Source organism: Pseudomonadota bacterium (assembly GCA_039028155.1).
In the GTDB taxonomy this organism is placed as follows: Bacteria; Pseudomonadota; Alphaproteobacteria; order SP197; family SP197; genus JANQGO01.
The window spans coordinates 1-20,401 of record JBCCIS010000046.1 but is presented as its reverse complement, the minus strand read 5'-3'; the positions used below and the strand labels follow the sequence as shown (position 1 = coordinate 20,401).

Sequence of the window (20,401 nt, the reverse complement as noted above, 5' to 3'; positions counted from 1 at the left end):
GCTTGTGTATGCAGGGTAACGGTCTGGGCATCCGGTGCCCGTTGACCGCAAACGACGGGTTTAACTGGGGTGCGAATGTGACTGGCGGTGCCGAACGATCGCGGCTGGCCCGATGACGGGCGGCGAGACGCTGACCTTGCGCCGGCCCGACGACTGGCACGTTCATCTGCGTGATGGCGCCATGCTGGCCTTTGCCGCCGACCATACCGCGCGCCAGTTCGCGCGTGCGATCATCATGCCGAACCTGGTACCACCGGTCACCACGGTCGCCGCGGCCACCGCTTACCGCGACCGCATTCTTGCGGCGCTACCGGCGGGTCGCGGTTTTACCCCGCTGATGACGGCCTATCTGACCGACGAAATCGATCCGGACGAGATCGAGACGGGGTTTAAGGGTGGCGTCTTCACCGCCTGCAAGCTTTACCCAGCCGGCGCCACGACCAACTCCGCGTCCGGCGTCACCGATGTGCGTCATATCCACGGGGTGTTGGAGCGCATGCAGGCGATCGGCATGCCGCTCTTGGTCCATGGCGAGGTCGTGTCGCCGGATATCGATATCTTCGACCGCGAGGCGGTGTTCCTGGAACAGGTGCTGGGCCCGGTGCTCGCCGACTTTCCGGCGCTGAAGGTGGTGCTGGAGCACATCACGACTGGGGACTCCGTCGCGTTTGTCGAGGCGGCCGGCGCGAACCTTGGCGCCACGATCACCGCCCATCATCTGCGCATCGACCGCAACGCCATGTTCGAAGGTGGGATCAGGCCGCATGCCTATTGCCTGCCGGTCGCCAAGCGCCGTCAGCATCGCGAGGCCCTGCGCAAGGCGGCGGTCTCGGGCAATCCAAGGTTTTTTCTGGGCACGGATTCCGCGCCTCATCCCAAGCACGAGAAGGAAAGTGCCTGCGGCTGCGCCGGCATCTTCAGCGCGCCCGTCGCCCTGGAGAGCTACGCCCAGACCTTTGACGAGGAGGGCGCGCTCGACCGGCTTGAGGCTTTCGCTTCGGAGTTTGGCCCGCGTTTCTATGGTCTGCCGCTCAACGATGGCCAGGTCACATTGCGCCGCGAAGCACAAGCCGTGCCGGATGTCGTTGGCAACGATGACCTGACGCTCGTTCCGTTCCACGCCGGTGAGACGTTGTCTTGGCGCTTCGTGGAGGCCGAGGGCTAGGCGTCCTCAAGCCGCGCGGCAAGTGCATCGGTTGGCACCACGGTTGTGTGTTTGTAGCTATCCACCGCGAACATCGTTGTGTAGCGGAGGACATGGGGATCGTTGTCGAACAGGCGTTCGCAGAAGGTCCGGAATTCTTCCATATCCCTGAAATTCGCAAGGAGCACGGCGTCGACCTCGCCGGTCGTGCCATAGGCCATGTCGAGCGCCGGTTCGCTCGCGAGACGCTTGGCGAACTCTTTGCCCTTCTTGCCGCCCAGACCGCTGGTGACGACGGTGATGATGGCGCGCAGACCACGCTCCAGCTTCTTGGGATCGGCGAGATAGACGCACCGGTCCAGATGCCCGCTCGCCTTGAGGCGTTCGGCGCGCCGCAAGCTCGTGGAAGGGGTTGAGCCGACCTGTTCGGCCAGCTCCGCCTGAGTCAGCGTGCCGTCGCGTTGCAATGCGTCGAGGATTCGGATGTCCAGACGATCCATGGCGAGATCCCCCTCCAGGCGGAGTCATAATGACCAAATTCTCCATATTTTCGGAGGGTTTGCCCGCAACCGTCAAGCCGCCGCGGGTATCATTCGGCCCGAACGCAATGCTGCGGATGGTTACCGGGAGGGATGACCTTATGAATCAAACGCTCGCCGTCGAGACGCCCGCTATCACAAGCCGGGCTGCCAGCCTTCAGACGTTCGGATCGGTCGATGCCGTCGTCGATGCGCTGAAACCCGCCGAGCCCGTCTATTGCCTCTATCCGCGCGTTTTGCAGCAGGTCGCCGGCCGCTTCGTCACGGGCTTTCCCGGCCGTACGCTCTATGCGGTCAAAGCCAATCCGCATCCCGAGATCATCCGGGAACTCTATGGCGCGGGCATTCGCCATTTCGATACCGCGTCCTTGCGCGAGGTTGCGCTGGTCAAGGAACACTGTCCGGACGCCACCTGTTACTTCATGGCCATCTGCAAGCTGGCCGGCGCAGCCGAGACCGCTTTCTTCAGTTACGGCGTCCGCAACTTCGTCGCCGATCACGAAAGCGAGGTCGATAGGCTTCTGGCTCTGGCGGATCAGGACACCACCATCCACATCCGCATGAAGGCGTTCGACCCAGCCTCGGTCTATGAGCTTTCCAGCAAGTTCGGCGCCGAGCCTGAAGAGGTCGCGCGATTGCTGCGCCGTGTCGCTGACGCCGGTCTGCAGCCCGGCCTGGCGTTCAACGTCGGCTCGCTGTGCCGCCATCCCGATGCCTATCGCCGCGCCATCACCGCGGCCGAAGAGGTCGTCACGGCATCGGGTGTCGCGATCGTATCGCTCGATGTCGGCGGGGGTTTTCCGACCGACTACCCGGGACTGGGTACCGATCCGGTCGATGCCTTCTTTGACGCCATTCGCGAGACAGCCGGAAACGGGTCGTGGATTGGTGAAGGCGGCCTGATGTGCGAGCCGGGCCGCGCCCTTGTCGCCGAGGGCCAGTCGCTTCTGGTCCAGGTCATTTTGATCAAGGACGACATGGTGTTTCTGAACGACGGTGTTTATGGCGGGCTCTCGGAACTCAACATGTCAAGCAATGCCGTCCAGTACCCGTGGCGCGTCATCCGGCCCGGTGGCGCGGCGAGTGCGGCCAGGCGTTCCTATGCGATCTCGGGTCCGACCTGCGACACGTTGGACGTGCTGCCGCACAAGATGGACCTGCCGGCGGATCTCGCGGTGGGCGACTGGATCGAGTTCGGCCTTGCGGGCGCCTACACCAACGCCACCAGCACGCGCTTCAACGGCTTTCATACGGACCACTGGGTGCGGATCGAGGGTGAGGGCGTCATGCCGCCCGGCGAACTCTCTACTCCACGGTGACGAAATCGATGCTGGGCAGTTCCGCAAAGCCGCCATCGGCGTCGATGGCGGCGATGACCTTACGCCAGTTCTTGATGTCGTGATGCACGGCGCCATCGCCGAACAGGCTGTGCGCTACACCTTCCAGCAGGGTACGGCCGGTATCCAGGAGTTCGTCGTGCGCGGACGGGTCCTGTGGATCAAGCGCGGCCTTGGTGGCGGCTGAAAGGATGTAGATTAGGGCGCGCTCCCAATCCGTCATCGCGACGTCATTGCTGTCAGCATGCTCGCGCAACCAGGCCCAGTCGTCTGCCGCCTTATGCAAGAACTCGTCCTGAACCGCCTGGGGCACAGCCATTGCGGTGTCGTGGCACAGCCGGGCGCGGATATAGCGATAGATCGGGTCGACGACGGCGGCGTTGTCGAGGGTTTCGATCGCGCGATCGAGATCCGCAATCGCCAGGCGGCGAATGCCTTGCATTTCCGCCTCGGTCGGCCTGCGCCGTACATAGTCGCCGCTAGGTCGGCGTGGCCGGTCGTGGGACGAAAAGGCCTCGATATAGTCGTCCATGGCGGACAGAAGCGCGGGCGGTGCCGTATCCGCCACATGGGTGCCGACCGGCGCAAATGAAAGTGCCTGCCAGTCGATGGCGAAGCCGACGAGCGTCGAATGGGGTCCGGGCATCCGGTCGCCAAGCGTGAACCAGATCTCGTCATCCGGACTGGCACGATCGGCGCTTGCCCGCGCGATGCTGCCCATAAGGCTATAGGACTTGCAGATCGTCCGGCCGAAGCTGCGGCGGTCGCCATCCAACGTCTCATCGTTGTGATCGGCCAACGTGTTGAGCGCCCACTGCGTTGTCACCTCGCCCGCTGCGGTGGCGTCCTTGAGGTGTTTGTCGGCCGTGGCAAGGCGTGCGCGGGTCTCCATCCACTTGCCGACGGTTGGGGTAAAATGTGCGTCGCTCAGCAGATTGTGACGTTCCTTCAATGCCTCGGAGAGGAAGTGGTTTGACTGCACCATCCGCTCCGCCGCGGGGCTTGCTTCCACCCGATTGATGTGGTCACCGGTGTCATCGTCGCGGGCGCCGTTCAGCTCGACCCGCAAGGCTTTGCCCGACGCCGCGTGGCTGACCAGGATCGTCCAAGAGGCGAAATGGTTTCGCGACCGTGCGATGTCGACGGCGTCATCCAGCGTCTTGGCTTCCCGAAGCATGCGTTGTTGGACGTAAGGTGCGACGTCGAAGTCGCCGCTGCCGTCGCCGGCGGTGAAATTCACCGTCGACATTTGATGCAGCGAAACAGCGATACCGGCCTCATTAACGCCGCTGATGCCGCCTGGATAGACCAGTCCCGCCGTACCGACGGCGGCGTAACGTTGCCAGTTGTTGTTGGTCGGTGTCTCATCAATCAGATGCAAGACGGGGTAGCGGTTCCAAGCAAAGAAGGCACCATCGAAGTTTCGCGCGTGTAGGCCATGGCCGTTAGCCGTTAATCCGGCCGCGGCCCAAATGCCGGTGCAGCCCATACCGGCGCGGCGTCGCCCGCGCGTGTTGCGCATACGGTTACGCAGTGCTGCGGTGTTGTTCTTAACCTCATCCTCATCGTCGTCGATTTCGTCATAGCTGCGGCCGGACTCCTCAAAGATGTTGGCCAATACCGCATACTGCAGCCAATGGCCGGTGCGTTTTGCACCGCTGACGTTGGCGACCAGGTGGTTAAAGCCGGTTGCGATGTTGCCCGTGTCGATCGCGACGCAGGCATGTTCAACGGCTGTCTCATTAAACAGCGGATTGGACAGTTGCCCTAAACAGCCCTGTGCCAGCGCGGCCACACCGTCACGAAACTCCTGGCTGGACGATTCCAGGACATCGTTGCTGAGCCGATTGAAAAAGGCGCCCTGGATGCTGTCCATGGCGCCGGTCTCCAGATCGGGGCTGGCGTCGACATCGTGCGCGATGGTCGCCAGGATCTCCGGAAAAACGCCGTCCTCAATTTCCTTGGCCAACAGGCGGCCGTGGTCATAACAAAGGTCCGCGAAGTGGCCTTTCTGGGTCAGCACGAAAAACCGTTTGCCGGCGGCTTCCCAGACCTGAAGCTGGCTGTCGGCTCGGCAGTCTGCGGGTGTCGGACGATCTTCGACGTGGGTGAGGGACATGATGGCCTCAAGCTGCGGGTGGGGCCTCGACAGACCTTTGATAACGTATTTGACTGTGGTTCGTCACCTATCGCCGTGATTCGCCATTGCTGAAAAGATCAATTATGCCAAGGCTTTCGATCACATGGGTTTGCCGTCGCTTGCCGGAAACGCCATGAGCAACCACGTTTCTGATATGGCTGATAGGCGATCGACGCCGGATTCGCACGAGCAGCCGACGGTCTTCATCACCTTGCGCGAGGCGCGGCCGGACGGCATCGGCATCGTGACGTCATGCCATGTTGATGCGGAGCGCTTCACGGCCGAAGCCAACGAGGTTGTTGCCTCGTTTCGGTCAATGTCCCTTGAGAAGGGTATGCAGATGACCGATCAAGAGATCCGGGACTCCTGTTGGGCGCCGATGATGGAAAAGCTCGCCGAGAAGATCGGGCGGGGTGGCGACGAGGCGTTCGAGACCAAGGCGCTGTGTTTTTTTGCTTGGGCGGCGTTTGGTGACAAGGCGCGCGGCTGCAGCAACATCGACGTTCTTCTCGACAAGCAACGCAACGTCCGGGTCACGCGGTTCCCGCGCCGCTGGTGGCGTCACGACCGCCGCCTGCTCGGCAACCTCCCGCCGAGGTCCAAGGGAGGCACAACAGCGTGTTGAACCCATTTGTGAGACACTGTGCCATCCTGCTGGGTACAGCCGTGCTTGCTCTCATGGTGGCGCAGGTCAGTCACGCCGAGAGTCGCGGCGCGTACGTCCATGGCGACCTGCGCGAAGGCGACGAGAAACTCATCGTTTGTCGTGGTCGTGATTTGGCCGTCTCCCTGTCCGAAGGCGTCAATCAGGCGCTGGTCGACATGCTCGACATGCTGGTCGCCGCGTCCGACGACGACGAACGGCAGATCATCTATCAGGAACTGCTCTATCCCACACCGGCATGGCAGGCGTTGATCGGTGCGATCGAGGATCAGGCCTGCGAGCTTGCTGACGAGCTCGACCACACGTCACGGCGCACGCTCCTGCGCGGCCCGCCATCACTCGATGTGCTGAAAGCGTCCCACAGTGTCGTCGAGTCGGAGACGTACTTCCTCAACACCCAGGCAGCGATCACCGTCTACATCATCACGACCGAGCCCGTCCCGCCGATTGATTAGGACGTCTTGCCAGCAAAGGTGCGCCGTGGTTCCTTCTCTATTGCTCAGGGCAAGAGGGACGGCATCATGTTTCGGCTATTCTACACGTACGTTTCGGCGGCGATGGCGCCGCACATGGCGCTCGAAGAAGTCGGCGCGGACTACGAGCTCGCCTTCATCGACTTCGACCAGCCGTGGCCGGAGGACTATCTGGCGCTCAACCCACACCGCAAGGTGCCGACGCTTGTCGACGAGAACGGCGAGGTGTTCTACCAGGCCGCTGCCATCCTATTCCATCTGGCCGACCGCTTCCCCGATGCCGGCCTGGCACCGGCGCCAGGCAGCGTCGAACGAGGCCACCTCTATCAAACGGTCTTCTTCATGGCCGAGATGCTGCAGCCCTCTTACCACATGCACTTCTATCCCGAACGTCACGTCACGGCGCCGGCGTGCGAGTCATCCGTCGACGCGAAAGCCAGTGAGTGGCTCACCGACCTCTGGGGCCGGATCGACACGATGATCGGCAAGGGGCCCCACTTCTTCGGGCCGACCTTGACGATTGCCGATTTCTATATGGCGATGCTGGCGGCCTGGAACGGACCCCAGCACACCTCGCTTAGAAAGTACCCGAATGTCTGGCGCAATCTGGAAGCGCTGGTGGCGCGACCGTCGGTCAAGGCCGTCTACGATCACAACAAGATCGCCGGTTTGGACGCGCTCAGCTAGTCTCGATCTGCTTGCGCGTGGGGGCGGTTATCGAGCGAAGTCCGCATTATCTCCGGGGTGTCGGCCTGGTCCTGCTGGGCGGTTTCTTTATCAGCCAGTCCGGCGTCCTGATCGGCATGATGGACAACGCCGGTATCTGGCATGTCCAGTTCTACCGTTCGATCTCGGCGATTGTGGTCCTGGGCAGCATCACACTGATCAAACACCGCGGCCGTGTTGCACGGGCGTTCACAAGCGGCCTTTTGGCCATGGCGGCGACCGGCCTATGTCTGGCCGTCAGCAACCTTCTCTATATCGGCTCGTTCTATCACACGCGCGCGGCAAGCGTCTTCTTCATCATCAGCGCCCAACCGTTCTTCGCCGCCCTGATCGGCTGGTTCGTGCTGAAGGAGCCGGTCCGGCGCGCAACGTGGCTCGCCATGTCGGCGGCTCTGATCGGCGTTGCCGTCATGATGTGGGAAGGCGTCGGCGACGGCCGCGTGCTCGGCAACCTGATGGCGCTGGGGGCCGCGATGACGTTCGCCGCCTTCGGCGTTTCGCTACGCGCCGGACGTCAAAGCGACATGGTGCCGGGCGTCATGCTGGCTTCCGTCATCATCTGCATGATCTCGGCGACGCAGCTCGGCGATTTCGCAATCAGCGACCACGATCTCGCGCTGTGCCTCTACATGGGCGCCTTTCAGGTTTCCGCGGCGCTGGTGCTCTATGCCGCCGGCGCCAAGTATGTGCCGGCCGCCGAACTCATGGTTCTGGGCCTGATCGAGGTCATCTTCGGTCCACTCTGGGTCTGGCTGATCCTGGGCGAAGCGCCGACCATGCTGGCGTTCATCGGCGGTGCTGTTGTCATGGGCGCGGTCTTCTTTAATGCGATGACGGGCAGTCGCCGCCAGCGTTAGCCCGGCCTGCGTTTGCGCAACCTCTCGCGGTGCAGCGCGTAGAGGCCGCCGGCGACCACGACGATGGCGCCGATGATCGTCCAGACATCGGGGATGTGGTGGAACACGACAAATCCCAGGAACGCCGCCCAGACCAGCAGGAAATAGCCGAATGGCTGTAGGAACGAGGCCGGTGCCAAGGCGAATGCCTTGAAGAGGATGATGTGCGCGCCGGCGCCCAGGACGCCGACGAGCAGCATTAGGAGCCAGCCTTCGAGGTCTGGCGCGCGCCACACGAAGGGGGCCAAGACGCTCAGGACGATCAGGCCGACGACTGCCGTATAGAGCGCGGTCGTCGTCACCGCGTCGTCAAGGCCGACCTTGCGGACCAGGACCTGGTAGAGCGCCCATAGGAAAGCTGCCGCCAGCGGCACGGCGGCGGACCAGGAGAGCGCGTCGGCACCCGGCCGGATGATGATGAGGACGCCGATCAGGCCGACCGCGACGGCCGTCCACCGGTGCGGTCCGACCTTTTCGCCCAGAAGCGGCACCGCGAGCGCCGTCGCGATCAACGGTGCCACCGCCGCGACCGCATGCACGTCGGCCAATGGCAGCAGACTGAAGCCCAGGATGAACACGGCCGCCTCGGCCAGCAGCACGAGGGACCGCACGATCTGCAGTTTCCAATGCCGCGAGGCAACCGCGCGCTGAATGCCGCGGCGCCCGGCAAGAACCAGCGCGACGACCAAAAAGATGACGAAACGTACCCACAGGATCTGGACGATGGCGTAGTCGCTGACCAGGTACTTCGCGGTCGCGTCCATCGATGCCATCAGCATCATGGAAAGCAGCATGAAACCGACGCCGGCGGCGGTCTTGCCGCCGGAAAGGGCCGAGAGCCGCTGCTGCAACAATCTCAGCGTGGCGTCCGCCTACATCATCATCATCGGTGCGATCGAGGCGCGGATTTCCCGGATGGTGTTGGCGACGGCCTGTCCGATGACATCCATCTTGACGATCTCGTCGATGCGCGGCTCGACATGCTCGACCTCGCGCTCGCTCAAGATCTGATCGAACAGGTTGCAGGCATCGGCCAGGCAGATGATGACGATATCGCGTGGCTCGGGCGTGGAGTCGCTGAGCAGAACATCCAAGATGCGGCGTTTGACCTCACGCTCTTCCTTGCCGTCGACCATGGGATAGCGCCGCGTTTCGAATACCCAGAGGATCTTCTTGTCGACTTCTTTAAGGATGCCGCGTTCGACCAGGCGGTGCAGGACGCGTTCGCGTAAGTCGCGCGAATCGCGGCCGATCTCGCCGACCCAGTAGCCGGCGTCGTGCAGCTCGCTGGAGCTTTCCAGCCGTTCGAGAACCGAGTCCTGAACCGCATCGCCGGTCGCTGTCTTATCGGCGACAAACAGCTTTTCGTTATCGGCGTCAATTCGGTTGGCCAGCGCCAGATCCATCAGAACCGCGCCAGCGACGGCGTAACCGATATGCACATCGGGTTCGTTAACAAACGTACCGGTCTCGTCATCCAGTACGAGGAGAAGGATCTCCTCAGCAATCGTCAACATGACCGGCCCCTCCGCGCCCTCACGGTGCAAGAATAGGGCGCGTCAGTGCGTGCGATCAACACTCATGCGCCGACAGAGCGGTTTTGGCGGGTGCAGCGCGCGACCTCATCGTTCATCCGGCCCAAACACATCAGGGCGAACATGTGGAAATCACCGATCAGGCTCCACACCGGGAGCCTGAAGGTCGCGGGTTTGTTGCGCTCGACAAAAAAGTGGCCGACCCAGGCGAAGCCGTAGCCAAGGAACGGCATGGCCACCAGCCACCACCCGTTCCAGGTCACCAAGGCAAGGACCGGCATCGCGATAACAAGGGCCGTGCCGACAAAGTGAAGGCGCCGTGTGGCCTCCAGGCGGTGTTCGCCGACGTAAAACGGCCAAAACTCGCGATAGGTGCGGGGTTCGGACATAACGGGGAGTCATGTGGTATCGCGCGCCTGGATGGCAATCCGTTTCGTCGTTTCAATCCGGTGTCGGCCAGCCTCAAGGTGCCATGCCAACGCCATTTTTTGGCATCATTCAGGCGCGTTGCATGCTAATCGCGCGATGGCTAAGTTAGCCGCGCAGCGGAGAGGTATCAGGTTTGTGAGCGACCCCAGCGACCAACTAATGCGCGAGATCGATGAGGATCTCAAGCGCGAGCAATGGCAAAAGCTATGGAAGGCCTATGGCCGCTACGCCGTCGGCGGGCTGGTCCTTGTGCTGGTTGTCGTCCTGGCCTTTGTCGGCTGGCGAGAATACCGCCAGGGCAGCCTAGCCCAGGACGGCTATATCTACTGGCACGCCGATCGCGCGGCGGCGTTTGGTGACCACGTCGCGGCGGCCGAGGGATTCGGCCAGCTCGTCGAGGACGGCAGCGGCGGGTATCCGGCCCTGGGCGGCCTGCGCCAAGCCGCGTCGCTCGCCGTCGCCGGCGACCGTGAGAGCGCGCTTGAGCTTTACGACCGCATCGCTGCCGAAGCCGGGCCCGAGACCGCGACCGGTCAGCTTGCCCGGCTCTATGCCGCCATGCTGATGCTCGACAGCGCTGACTCCCGCCAGATCGCCGAACGGCTCGAACCGCTCGCGGCCGATGGCGCACCCTGGCGCTTTTCCGCTCGGGAGCTTCAGGGGCTGCTCGCCATGCGCGACGGCGATAACCAGGAGGCACAGCGCATCTTCGACGCCTTGATCGCCGACCCTGAGACGCCGACCACCCTGCGCAACCGCGCCAGCGAACTCAATGTCATGGCGGGTGGCGGCGAATGACATCTCGTGTTGTCGGCCTGTTGGCCGTGGTCGGTGTGCTCCTGGCGGCCTGCGATGCACTGGACTTGGATTATCTGGGCCAGCCGCCGCCGCCGCCTTTGCCGGGCGAACGCATCGCCATCCTGCAATTGGAGCAGGACCTGGCGGCTGATCCGGGAATCGCTGAGACACCAATTGTGCTGCCGCCGCCCATCCCGACGCCGAACTGGCCGCAAAACGGCGGCCTGGTGGACAAGGCCATGCTGCACGTGGCGGCACCTGGCGACCTGACAGAGGCGTGGTCGGCCGGCATTGGCGAGGGCGAGGGGCGCTTTCGCCGCCTTATCGCATCGCCTGTCTCTGCCCTTGGTGTCGTCTACACCATGGATGCGGACGCCGAGGTCAGAGCCTTCGACATCAACACGGGCGATGAGCTGTGGGATGTCGACCTGACACCGGAAATCGAGGATGACGGCGGTTGGGGCGGCGGATTGGCGTTCTATCGTGGCCGGATCTATGCGACGACCGGCTTTGGCGAGGTCGTCCTGCTCGATGCCCAGACGGGCGAGGAATACTGGCGGCGCACGCTTGGGCCGCCGCTGCGGGCCGCGCCCACGGTGAGCCAGGGGCGCCTTTATGTCCTGACATCCGACAACGAGCTTGTCGTCATGGATGCCGACACCGGTGAGACCCTTTGGACTCACAGAGGGATCGAGGAAACCGCCGGATTGCTTGGCGGCGCCAGTCCGGCGATCTCCGGCTCCGCCGTGGTGGTAGCCTATTCGTCAGGCGAGATTTATGCGCTGCAGGCCGAGAACGGCCGGGTCATCTGGTCGGATATCCTGTCCTACGGTTCGCGCATTGGCAGTCTCGCGGCGCTGAACGATATCAACGCCAGCACGGTGATCGATAGCGGTCAGGTCTTTGCCGTCAGCCATGGCGGCCGGCTTGTCGCGATTGACCTGGCGGCCGGTGCCAGGCTGTGGGAGCGCCAGTTGAGCGGTGTCCAAATGCCTTGGGTTGCCGGCGATTACATCTATATCGTCACTACCGACGGCAACGTGGTGTGCCTGGTGCGCGCGGATGGCCGCGTGCGATGGGTGACACCATTGCCGCAATACGAAGACGTTGATGAGCGTGACGACCCGATCATGTGGAACGGCCCGTTGCTGGTCAGCGACCGCCTGTTGGTGACCAGCACGTCCGGCCAGGTCGTTTCCATCTCGCCCTATACCGGCGAGATCCTGGGCGCGCTGGAGCCGGGCGACGGCTTCCCGCTGGCGCCGATTGCCGCCCAGGAGACGGTCTTCCTGATCGAGGATTCCGGCTCGATCATCGCACTCAGATGACCGATGGCCTTCACCGTCGCCATTGTCGGCCGGCCGAACGTCGGTAAATCGACCCTATTCAATCGTCTGGCCGGTAAACGGATCGCGCTGGTCGACTCCACGCCGGGCGTTACCCGCGACCGGCGCGAAGGCGAGGGCCGTATTGGCCCGCTGACATTCCGCGTCATCGATACCGCCGGGTTGGAAGAGGGCGAGCCTGAGACCATGGCCGGGCGCATGCGCGCCCAGACCGACCTGGCCCTGGGTGAGGCCGATCTTCTATTGTTCGTCATTGATGCGCGTGCCGGTCTGGTGCCGGAAGACCGCTACTTTGCCGATGCCATCAGGCGTACCGGCCGACCCGTGGTATTGATCGCCAACAAAGCCGAAGGTGACGCCGGCGCGCCCGGTGTCCTCGAAGCCTTCGAGCTCGGCATGGGCGAGCCGGTCGCGTTGTCCGCCGAGCATGGATTGGGCCTTGCCGAACTCTACCAGGCGATCGAAGCCCACGCCCCGGATGACGGCGCTGACGCGGCGGACGATGACGAAGGCCCCTTGAAACTCGCCATCATCGGCCGCCCGAATGTCGGCAAATCAACCCTGGTCAACCAGCTGTTGGGCGAGGAGCGGACAATCACCGGCCCGGAACCGGGCCTGACCCGCGATTCCATCGAAGCCGCCTGGGAATACGAGGGCCGCGCCATCGAGCTTGTCGATACGGCGGGGATGAGGCGCAAGGCGCGGGTCACCGAACGGCTCGAGAAACTCTCCGTCTCCGACACCTTGAACAGCCTCAAGTTTGCCCATGTGGTCGCCGTGGTGCTGGATCCCGAGCGCGTCCTCGACCGGCAGGATCTGACCATCGTCGATCGTGTCGAGACCGAGGGACGCGCTCCCGTTGTCGTGGTCAACAAGTGGGACCTCGTCGACAACCCGCCGGCGTTCCGGCGCGAATTGGAGAAACGTCTGGCCGAGCTTTTGCCGCAGGTGCGCGACGTGCCGTTGGTGACCTTGTCGGCGCTGAACGGGAAGGGGGTTGATCGGCTGATGCCCGCCGTGGTCGCTGCCTATGACCGCTGGAACACCAAGCTGGCAACGCCGGTACTGAACCGCTGGCTCAGTAATGTCGTCGCTAATCACCCGCCGCCAATCTCCGGCGGTGGCCGGGTGAAGTTGCGCTACATCACCCAGACCGCGAACCGTCCGCCGACCTTTACCGTCTTCGGCACGCGGGTGTCATCCTTGCCCGATGCCTATCGGCGCTATCTGGTGAACCGTCTGCGCGATGACTTCGACCTGCCTGGCATTCCCCTTCGTTTCCGGTTCAAGGCGGGGAAGAACCCCTATGCCGAACGCAAATAGGGCCCAGGACGTCAAGCCCCAACCGACAGGCGTTCGCCATGGCGGGTGCATGACGCTTCCGCCAGATCGACGAAAAGGTCGGTCACATCGTCCGGTGCCGCCAGCGCTTCGGGTTTCTCGCTGGGGAAGGCCTTGGCGCGCAAGGCCGTGCGAACCGGGCATGGCGCCAGAAGGTTGACCCGAACGTTGGTCTTCGTGACCTCTGAGGCGTAGGTCAGGGCGAGTGTTTCCAGCGCCGCCTTGCTCGTCGCATAGGTCGCCCAGTAGGGCGATGTCGATTGGGTCACGTTATCGGTGACGAAGATAGCGCGACCCGCTGTCGCCTGGCGCAGCAGCGGATCCATGCTGCGGATCAATCGCCAGTTTGCGGTGACGTTGATATCCATCACCTGCTGCCAGGTTTGCGGGTCGATGTGGCCAGTCGGGCTGAGCGTGCCGAGTTGCGCGGCGTTGCCGACCAGGACATCGAGGCGGCCATGGCGCTCAAAGAGCGCGCCGCCAAGCCGGTCGATACCCTCGAAATCGGTGAGGTCGAGAGGCACCAGGGTCGCGCCGTGGCCTCCGGCCGCGCGAACCTCGTCGTCCAGCTCCTCGAGCCCGCCCGTGGTGCGCGCGATGGCGACAACGTGCGCGCCCTCGGCGCCAAAGCGGCGCGCGACGGCCCGGCCAATGCCGCGTGATGCGCCCGTGACCAGGGCCACGGCGCCATCAAGGCGGCCGCTGGCGGGTTCGCTCATCGTGTCACTCGTAGTCGTGCAGCAGGGAAAGCTGGTTGGCGTCGTGGCCGCCGTCACGGTCGACAAGCGGGATCGGATAGTCGCCGGTCAGACAGGCATCGCAGTATTGCGGCTGGTTCGTGAGGCGCCCGCCGGCTTGCCCGGCGGCGCGATAAAGCCCGTCGACGGAGAGGAACGCCAGCGAATCGACGCCGATGAAGGAGCGCATTTCCTCAACATCCATGCGCGCGGCCAGCAGCTCTTTGCGCGACGGCGTGTCGACGCCATAAAAACATGAATGGGTTGTCGGCGGACTGGCGATGCGCATGTGGACTTCGGTTGCGCCGGCCTCGCGCATCATGGTGACGATCTTGGTCGATGTCGTGCCGCGCACGATCGAATCGTCGATCAGGATGACGCGTTTTCCCGCGACCTGGCCCCGGTTGGCGTTGTGCTTCAGCTTCACGCCCAGATGGCGGATATGATCGGTCGGCTCGATGAAGGTCCGGCCGACATAGTGATTGCGAATGATGCCCAGATCGAACGGCAGCCCGGCCTCATCGGCGTAGCCTAGCGCGGCGGGCACGCCTGAATCCGGCACTGGCACCACGATATCGGCGGGCACGCGGTTTTCGCGCGCCAGTTCGCGGCCCATGTGCTTGCGCGCGTCATAGACGTTGCGCTGCTCGACCATGCTGTCGGGCCGGGCGAAGTAGATGTACTCGAAGACGCAGAAACGCTCGGCCTCGGGGTCGAACGGTTTCAGCGACTCGACACCCTCAGGCGTCGCGATCACCATTTCACCGGGCTCGATATCGCGCACCCAGTCGGCGCCCAGGATGTCCAGGGCACAGGTTTCCGACGCCAGGACCGGCGCGCCCTGAAGGTCACCCAGGACCAGCGGTCTGACCCCCATGGGGTCGCGCACGCCGATCAGCGCCGAATCGGTCAACGCGACAAGCGAGTAGGCGCCGACGACTTGTTTCAGCGCGTCGATCAGCCGGTCCGGCAACGTGCTGAAACTGCTCAGCGCGACCAGATGAACGATGACCTCAGTATCCAGGGTCGACTGGAACAACGCACCCTTCTTGACGAGTTCGCGGCGCAGCAGGTGGGAATTGGTGAGGTTGCCGTTATGGGCGATCGCCAGTCCGCCCATGGAGGTTTCGACAAACAGCGGCTGGACATTGCGCAGAATGGTGTCGCCGGTCGTCGCGTATCGGTTGTGACCGATCGCTGAAGCACCCTTCAACTGATCGATAACCTTGGGATCGCCGAATCCGTCGGCAACCAGGCCCAGGCTGCGCTGCACATGAAACTGGCCGCCATTGAACGAGACGATACCGGCGGCCTCTTGGCCGCGGTGTTGCAGGGCATGCAGGCCCAGCGCCGTATGGGCGCTAGCCGATTCATTCCCGGTAATGCCGAAGACGCCGCACTCCTCCCGGAGTTTGTCGCCGGCAAAGGGATGATGAATAGCGAAGCGGGTCACGTGTTCGGTCGTCGCCCTACTGTTCGGTGTCGATAACGTCGTCCAGGGCCGATCGGTCGTCGTCGTTATACCCTGGTTCGTCGGAATTGCCATCCGTTGTCTCACCAGGCTGGGGATTGACTAGATCGTTGTAGTCGACGATCGGTTCAATGGCTGATGAGGATTCTCTTAACTGTTCCACGACGCGCTCGCCCTGCAGGTCCCAGTCTTCGGGCATCACGGCCAGCATCACTTCGGCGCCTTCGGCGATTAATGGCGTGAATTTGGCGTTTTTCAGCCAGCTCGGCTGCTCTTCGATGGGCGCGGCCAGCGTATAGAGCAGATAGATGACGCAGACGACGAAAGCGCCGCGAATGACACCAAAAACGAAGCCGAGCGAGCGGTCGAGCGCTGTGAGCGATGAATTTTCAGCCCGCTTGACGACCATCGCCGAGACGATGGTCATGATCGTGAGCGTGATGACGAAGAGCGCCGCGCCATTGGCGACGGAGGCCAGCAGCGGGTCGTCGATCCACTGCTGGGCGTACGGCAGGGTCTGGTCGTAAAAGTAGACCGTCGCCGCGATCGCGCCGCCCCAGGTCGCCAGAAAGAAGAATTCGCGCACCGCGCCGCGCAGATAGGCCAGGAATCCGGACAGAAAGACGATGCCCAGGACCGCGAAGTCGGTGATTGTCAGCGGCAGGTTTTCCATCAGCCGCGTGTGCTCCCGCGTATCAGGTCGACAAGACTTCCCAGTTCCTCGACCGGCTCCAGCTTCAGGGCCGTATCGCCTTTGGCCCCCTTGCTGCGCGCTGGCGCGATGGCGCGGTTAAAGCCCAGTTTGGAGGCCTCGCGCAACCGTGCCGCTGCCTGGCTTACCGGCCGAACCTCGCCGGACAGGCCGATTTCGCCGAACAAAACCGTCGTTGCCGCCAAGGGAGCGCCTGCATAGGACGAAATCAGCGCCGCCGCCACCGCAAGGTCGGCGGCCGGCTCCTGAATCCTCAGGCCGCCGGCGACGTTCAAATAGACATCGTGACCGCCCAACGCAAGACCACAGCGGGCGTCCAGCACCGCCAGCACCATGGCCAGCCGACCAGTGTCCCAGCCGACGACAGCGCGCCGGGGCGTGCCCAGCGGCGAGGGGGCTACCAAGGCCTGGATCTCAACCAGCATCGGCCGGCTGCCCTCGATCCCGGCGAACACTGCTGATCCCGCGACATCGTCGTCGCGGTTGTCCAGGAACATGGCAGACGGATTGGCGACCTCCTCCAGGCCGTGATCGGTCATCTCGAAGACGCCGATCTCGTCGGTCGCGCCGAAACGGTTCTTCACCGCGCGCAGGATGCGGAACTGATGGCCGCGCTCGCCCTCGAAATAGAGCACCGTGTCGACCATGTGTTCCAGCACCTTGGGCCCGGCGAGCTGGCCCTCCTTGGTGACATGGCCGATCAGGATGACCACCGTGCCGGTTGCCTTGGCGTGGCGGATCAGCTCCTGGGAGGCGCCGCGCACCTGGCCGACCGTGCCGGGCGCCGATTCCAGGCTGTCGAGGAACATGGTCTGGATCGAATCAATGACCACCAGATCGGCGCGCTCGCCTTCCAGGCTGGTCAGGATGTTACGCACGTCCGTGGCGGCCGCCAACTCGACCGGCGCCTCGGCCAAGTCCAGACGGCGCGCGCGCATGCGCACCTGGTCGATGGCTTCCTCGCCGGAGAGATAGAGGCAGCGCGCGCCCTTTGTCGCCAGCCGCGCCGCGCCCTGCAGCGCGATCGTCGATTTGCCGATGCCGGGATCGCCGCCCAGCAGGATGACCGAGCCGGCCACCAGACCGCCGCCGAAGACACGGTCCAGCTCGGCGATCCCGGTCGTCATGCGCGGCGGAGGCTCGGACGCGCCGGCCAGCGACTCAAACGCGATATGGCGGCCTTTGCGTTTGCCTTTCAGACCGCCGGGGGCCTGGTTGGCCGGCGCAGCTTCCTCAGTCACCGTGTTCCATTCGCCGCAGGCCTCGCATCGCCCGACCCATTTGCGATAGGCGGCGCCGCAATTCTGGCAGACAAACTGGCTGGCGAGTTTGGCCATTCAGCCCGCCGCCCCCAGCGTCATGACTGGCGGATCGCCATCTGGATGGGACCTTCGGCGCGGCCGTGGATGAACTGATCGACATAGGGATTGTCGCTTTTGTCGATTTCGCCGACCGGCCCCTGCCAGATCAGTTTGCCTTCGTGAAGCATGGCGACCTTGTCGGCGATCTTGCGCACGCTCGCCATGTCGTGGGTGATCGAGATCGTGGCGACCTTCAGTTCCGAGGTGGTCTCGGCAATCAGGTTGTTGATAACGTCGGCCGTAATCGGATCGAGGCCGGTGGTCGGCTCGTCGAAGAAGATGATTTCCGGCTCGCCCGCGATGGCGCGCGCCAGCGCAACGCGCTTGAGCATGCCGCCGGAAAGCTCGGCCGGCAGCAGGCTCGCCACGTCCTCGCCCAGCCTGACCATGGCAAGCTTCTCAAGCGCGACCTCGCGCGCGGCGTCGCGCTTCATGCGGTGACCCTGGATCAAGGAAAACGCGACGTTTTCCCACACGGTCATGCTGTCGAACAGGGCACCGCCTTGAAACAGCATGCCGAACTTGCGCATCAACGCGTCGCGCTCGCGACGCCGCAGGCCGATCGCGTTCTGGCCGTCAACCGTGATGGTCCCGGCGTCCGGGTGCATCAGGCCCAGAATGCATTTGATGGTTACGGACTTACCGGTGCCCGAGCCGCCGATAATGACCAACGACTCACCGGGTGCGACATCGATATCAATGCCGTCCAGCACGGTCTTGGTCCCGAAGCTCTTCTTCAGACCGCGCACTTCGATTTTGTTGGCCGTGGCGTTCATCGCGAGAAGAAGATCTCCGTGACGATGTAGTTGAAGGTCAAGATCAGGATCGAGCCGGAGACCACCGCATAGGTCGTCGCCGAACCGACACCCTGGGCGCCGCGCTCGGAATGGTAGCCGTGGTAGCAGCCCATGAGCGCAATCAGGAAACCGAAGACGGCAGCCTTCACCAGACCGGAGATGACGTCCATCGGTTCCAAGATGTCAAAGGTGTTGAACAGGTAGACGGTCGGGTTGAAACCCAGTTTGTGGATCGAGACGATGTAGCCGCCCAAGACGCCGATGATGTCGGCCACGATCACCAGCAAGGGCATGGTCACGATCGCGGCGATGATGCGGGGCGCGACGAGATAGCGGAACGGATTGGTCGACAACGTGGTCAGCGCGTCGATCTGTTCGGTGACCCGCATGGTGCCAATTTCCGCGGCGATCGCCGCGCCGACCCGCCCCGCGACCATCAGGCCCGCCAGCACCGGGCCCAGTTCCCGGGTGATCGATAAAACGACGATGGCCGCCACCGCGCTCTCGGCTTCGAACCGGGAAAAGCCGGTGTAACTCTGCAGCGCCAGCACCATGCCTGTGAAGATCGCCGTCAGACCGACGACGGGTAGCGAGTAGTAGCCGATCTGAAGGATCTGGCGGCCGATCATGCGGCCATAGAACGGCGGTGTCAGGCTGTAGAACACCGATGCGGCGGCAAACTCGGTCAGACGGCCAGCAACCGCTAGGAAACCGATGAATCCTCGTCCAATGGGGGCGAAGACGTTCATTGCCGCGGACCGCCCAGATAGTTTCTCGGGTATCGCCCGCCAAGGGCGGTCAACAACTCATAACCTATGGTTCCCGCGTAGCCCGCTAACCGGTCCAGCTTATCAGGTCCCCAGATCAGGTCGACCCAGGTTCCGACCTGGGCTTCGGCCTCCGGGACATCGGTGACATCCAGCGTGACCAGGTCCATCGAAACCCGCCCGACCAGCGGCACTTCGCGCCCGGCGACGCGCGCCACGCCGATGCTGCTCAGACTGCGCAAATAGCCGTCGGCATAACCGACCGGGATGGTCGCGATACGCTGGTTCTGGCGCGCGCGATAGGTGGCGCCGTAGCCGACGGGGTCTCCCGCCTTGATCTCGCGGATCTGGATGATGCGCGCATGCAGCCTGACAGCCGGCTGCATCGGATTCTCGCGGCCCGGCGTCGGGTTCCCGCCATAGACCGCGTAACCGGGCCGGGCGAGGTCGAAGTGATACTCCGACCCTAGGAAGATGCCTGAGGAGTTGGCCAGGCTCGCCGGCGCCTTCGGCAGGCGGGCGAGCGCATCGCGGAAGATGTGGAGCTGTTCTGTGTTCAGAGGGTGGTCGTGCTCGTCGGCGCAGGCCAGGTGGCTGGCGTAATAGGTAACGTCGATCCCGTCCAGGAGCTCAGGGCGCTCAGCCAGCTTGTCGACCTCATAGGGCGGCAGCCCCAGACGCGCCATGCCGGTATCCAGGTGGATCATGGCCTTCAGCTTGCGTTCTTCGCTGCGCGCCGTCGCCGCCCAGTGCTCGATTTGGCCGAGATCGTTCAGCACCGGGATCAGGTCGTTGTCCAGAAAGACCTTGTCGGTGCCGACGGTGAGCCCATTCAGAACAAAGGCGTGACAATCCGGCAGCAGCTTCTTCAGCTTCATGGCGCCGAACGTATTGGCGGTGAAGAAATGGCGGCAGCCGGCCTCATAGAGCGCCGGCGCGACACGGTTCAGGCCCAACCCGTAAGCGTTCGCCTTGACCATGCCGGCGCACAGGCCAGGCGCCACACGCTCGCTCAACTGGCGCCAATTGGCGGCCAGCGCATCCAGGTCGATAATCAGTTCGGTGGCAGCGCGCTCAATGTGGTCCGTCGTCAGGTGAATAACGGGTCTCCAGATCCGTGTACTTGGTGGTCGCGCCGTCAAAGTAGACCTCGACGTCGCCGGTGGCGCCGTGGCGTTGTTTGGCGAT

At 63.6% G+C, this 20,401-nt stretch carries 21 protein-coding genes; 9 read left to right on the top strand and 12 right to left on the bottom strand.

What is annotated here, in order from left to right; genetic code table 11:
* Positions 1-112: 112 nt before the first annotated feature.
* Entirely contained in the window at positions 113-1,165 is a 1,053-nt protein-coding gene (pyrC, locus tag AAF563_19700) for a dihydroorotase (GenBank protein MEM7123511.1), read from the top strand.
* Here pyrC and AAF563_19695 read toward each other — a convergent pair.
* Complete coding sequence (locus AAF563_19695; GenBank protein MEM7123510.1) at positions 1,162-1,644, bottom strand: Lrp/AsnC family transcriptional regulator; 483 nt, start codon at positions 1,642-1,644, stop codon at positions 1,162-1,164. The two genes, pyrC and AAF563_19695, sit on opposite strands and share 4 nt — an antisense overlap.
* Positions 1,645-1,784: 140 nt before the next feature.
* Here AAF563_19695 and AAF563_19690 point away from each other — a divergent pair, with 140 nt between their 5' ends.
* On the top strand, positions 1,785-3,002 hold the full coding sequence (locus AAF563_19690) for a type III PLP-dependent enzyme (protein ID MEM7123509.1): 1,218 nt from the start codon (positions 1,785-1,787) through the stop codon (positions 3,000-3,002).
* Here AAF563_19690 and AAF563_19685 read toward each other — a convergent pair.
* Positions 2,989-5,139, bottom strand: coding sequence for a C45 family autoproteolytic acyltransferase/hydrolase (locus AAF563_19685; GenBank protein ID MEM7123508.1), 2,151 nt, complete (start codon positions 5,137-5,139; stop codon positions 2,989-2,991). The genes AAF563_19690 and AAF563_19685 overlap by 14 nt on opposite strands.
* A 154-nt stretch (positions 5,140-5,293) precedes the next feature.
* Here AAF563_19685 and AAF563_19680 point away from each other — a divergent pair, with 154 nt between their 5' ends.
* The 4 genes from AAF563_19680 (at position 5,294) to AAF563_19665 (ending at position 7,880) form a co-directional block, all read left to right on the top strand.
* Entirely contained in the window at positions 5,294-5,785 is a 492-nt protein-coding gene (locus AAF563_19680; protein ID MEM7123507.1) for a hypothetical protein, read from the top strand.
* The gene (locus tag AAF563_19675) at positions 5,779-6,279 is read left to right on the top strand and encodes a hypothetical protein (protein ID MEM7123506.1); all 501 of its coding nucleotides are present in this window, start codon (positions 5,779-5,781) and stop codon (positions 6,277-6,279) included. The genes AAF563_19680 and AAF563_19675 overlap by 7 nt, the downstream gene beginning before the upstream one ends.
* 66 nt (positions 6,280-6,345) lie before the next feature.
* Complete coding sequence (locus AAF563_19670; protein ID MEM7123505.1) at positions 6,346-6,984, top strand: glutathione S-transferase family protein; 639 nt, start codon at positions 6,346-6,348, stop codon at positions 6,982-6,984.
* Between the two features lie 17 nt (positions 6,985-7,001).
* Complete coding sequence (locus tag AAF563_19665; GenBank protein ID MEM7123504.1) at positions 7,002-7,880, top strand: EamA family transporter; 879 nt, start codon at positions 7,002-7,004, stop codon at positions 7,878-7,880.
* Here AAF563_19665 and AAF563_19660 read toward each other — a convergent pair.
* The 3 genes from AAF563_19660 to AAF563_19650 form a co-directional block, all read right to left on the bottom strand.
* Positions 7,877-8,770 (bottom strand): DMT family transporter, encoded by an 894-nt coding sequence (locus tag AAF563_19660; GenBank protein MEM7123503.1) that lies wholly within the window; start codon positions 8,768-8,770, stop codon positions 7,877-7,879. The two genes, AAF563_19665 and AAF563_19660, sit on opposite strands and share 4 nt — an antisense overlap.
* 21 nt (positions 8,771-8,791) lie before the next feature.
* Positions 8,792-9,436, bottom strand: a complete 645-nt coding sequence (locus AAF563_19655) for a GPP34 family phosphoprotein (GenBank protein ID MEM7123502.1) — start codon at positions 9,434-9,436, stop codon at positions 8,792-8,794.
* A 62-nt stretch (positions 9,437-9,498) separates the two neighbouring features.
* Positions 9,499-9,843, bottom strand: coding sequence for a DUF962 domain-containing protein (locus AAF563_19650; protein ID MEM7123501.1), 345 nt, complete (start codon positions 9,841-9,843; stop codon positions 9,499-9,501).
* 175 nt (positions 9,844-10,018) lie between these two features.
* Between AAF563_19650 and AAF563_19645 the strand changes: the two genes are divergently transcribed.
* The 3 genes from AAF563_19645 to der are packed head-to-tail and all read left to right on the top strand — an operon-like array spanning position 10,019 to position 13,350.
* Positions 10,019-10,681, top strand: a complete 663-nt coding sequence (locus AAF563_19645) for a tetratricopeptide repeat protein (protein MEM7123500.1) — start codon at positions 10,019-10,021, stop codon at positions 10,679-10,681.
* Positions 10,678-12,009 (top strand): PQQ-binding-like beta-propeller repeat protein, encoded by a 1,332-nt coding sequence (locus AAF563_19640; protein ID MEM7123499.1) that lies wholly within the window; start codon positions 10,678-10,680, stop codon positions 12,007-12,009. Before AAF563_19645 ends, AAF563_19640 begins: the two co-directional genes overlap by 4 nt.
* Positions 12,010-12,012: 3 nt before the next feature.
* Positions 12,013-13,350, top strand: a complete 1,338-nt coding sequence (gene der / locus AAF563_19635; GenBank protein MEM7123498.1) for a ribosome biogenesis GTPase Der — start codon at positions 12,013-12,015, stop codon at positions 13,348-13,350.
* Positions 13,351-13,361: 11 nt separating this feature from the next.
* Here der and AAF563_19630 read toward each other — a convergent pair whose 3' ends face one another.
* The 7 genes from AAF563_19630 to alr are packed head-to-tail and all read right to left on the bottom strand — an operon-like array spanning position 13,362 to position 20,307.
* The gene (locus AAF563_19630) at positions 13,362-14,087 is read right to left on the bottom strand and encodes an SDR family NAD(P)-dependent oxidoreductase (GenBank protein ID MEM7123497.1); all 726 of its coding nucleotides are present in this window, start codon (positions 14,085-14,087) and stop codon (positions 13,362-13,364) included.
* 4 nt (positions 14,088-14,091) lie between these two features.
* A complete protein-coding gene (gene purF, locus AAF563_19625) occupies positions 14,092-15,651 on the bottom strand; it encodes an amidophosphoribosyltransferase (GenBank protein MEM7123496.1) in 1,560 nt (519 codons plus the stop codon).
* Positions 15,575-16,249: a CvpA family protein gene (locus tag AAF563_19620; GenBank protein ID MEM7123495.1), complete on the bottom strand. Its 675-nt coding sequence runs from the start codon at positions 16,247-16,249 to the stop codon at positions 15,575-15,577. The genes purF and AAF563_19620 overlap by 77 nt, the downstream gene beginning before the upstream one ends.
* Complete coding sequence (gene radA / locus AAF563_19615; protein MEM7123494.1) at positions 16,249-17,625, bottom strand: DNA repair protein RadA; 1,377 nt, start codon at positions 17,623-17,625, stop codon at positions 16,249-16,251. The genes AAF563_19620 and radA overlap by 1 nt, the downstream gene beginning before the upstream one ends.
* A gap of 20 nt (positions 17,626-17,645) precedes the next feature.
* Positions 17,646-18,425, bottom strand: coding sequence for an ABC transporter ATP-binding protein (locus AAF563_19610; protein ID MEM7123493.1), 780 nt, complete (start codon positions 18,423-18,425; stop codon positions 17,646-17,648).
* Positions 18,422-19,195, bottom strand: coding sequence for an ABC transporter permease (locus AAF563_19605; protein MEM7123492.1), 774 nt, complete (start codon positions 19,193-19,195; stop codon positions 18,422-18,424). The genes AAF563_19610 and AAF563_19605 overlap by 4 nt, the downstream gene beginning before the upstream one ends.
* On the bottom strand, positions 19,192-20,307 hold the full coding sequence (gene alr, locus AAF563_19600; protein MEM7123491.1) for an alanine racemase: 1,116 nt from the start codon (positions 20,305-20,307) through the stop codon (positions 19,192-19,194). Before alr ends, AAF563_19605 begins: the two co-directional genes overlap by 4 nt.
* Positions 20,308-20,401 lie beyond the last annotated feature (94 nt).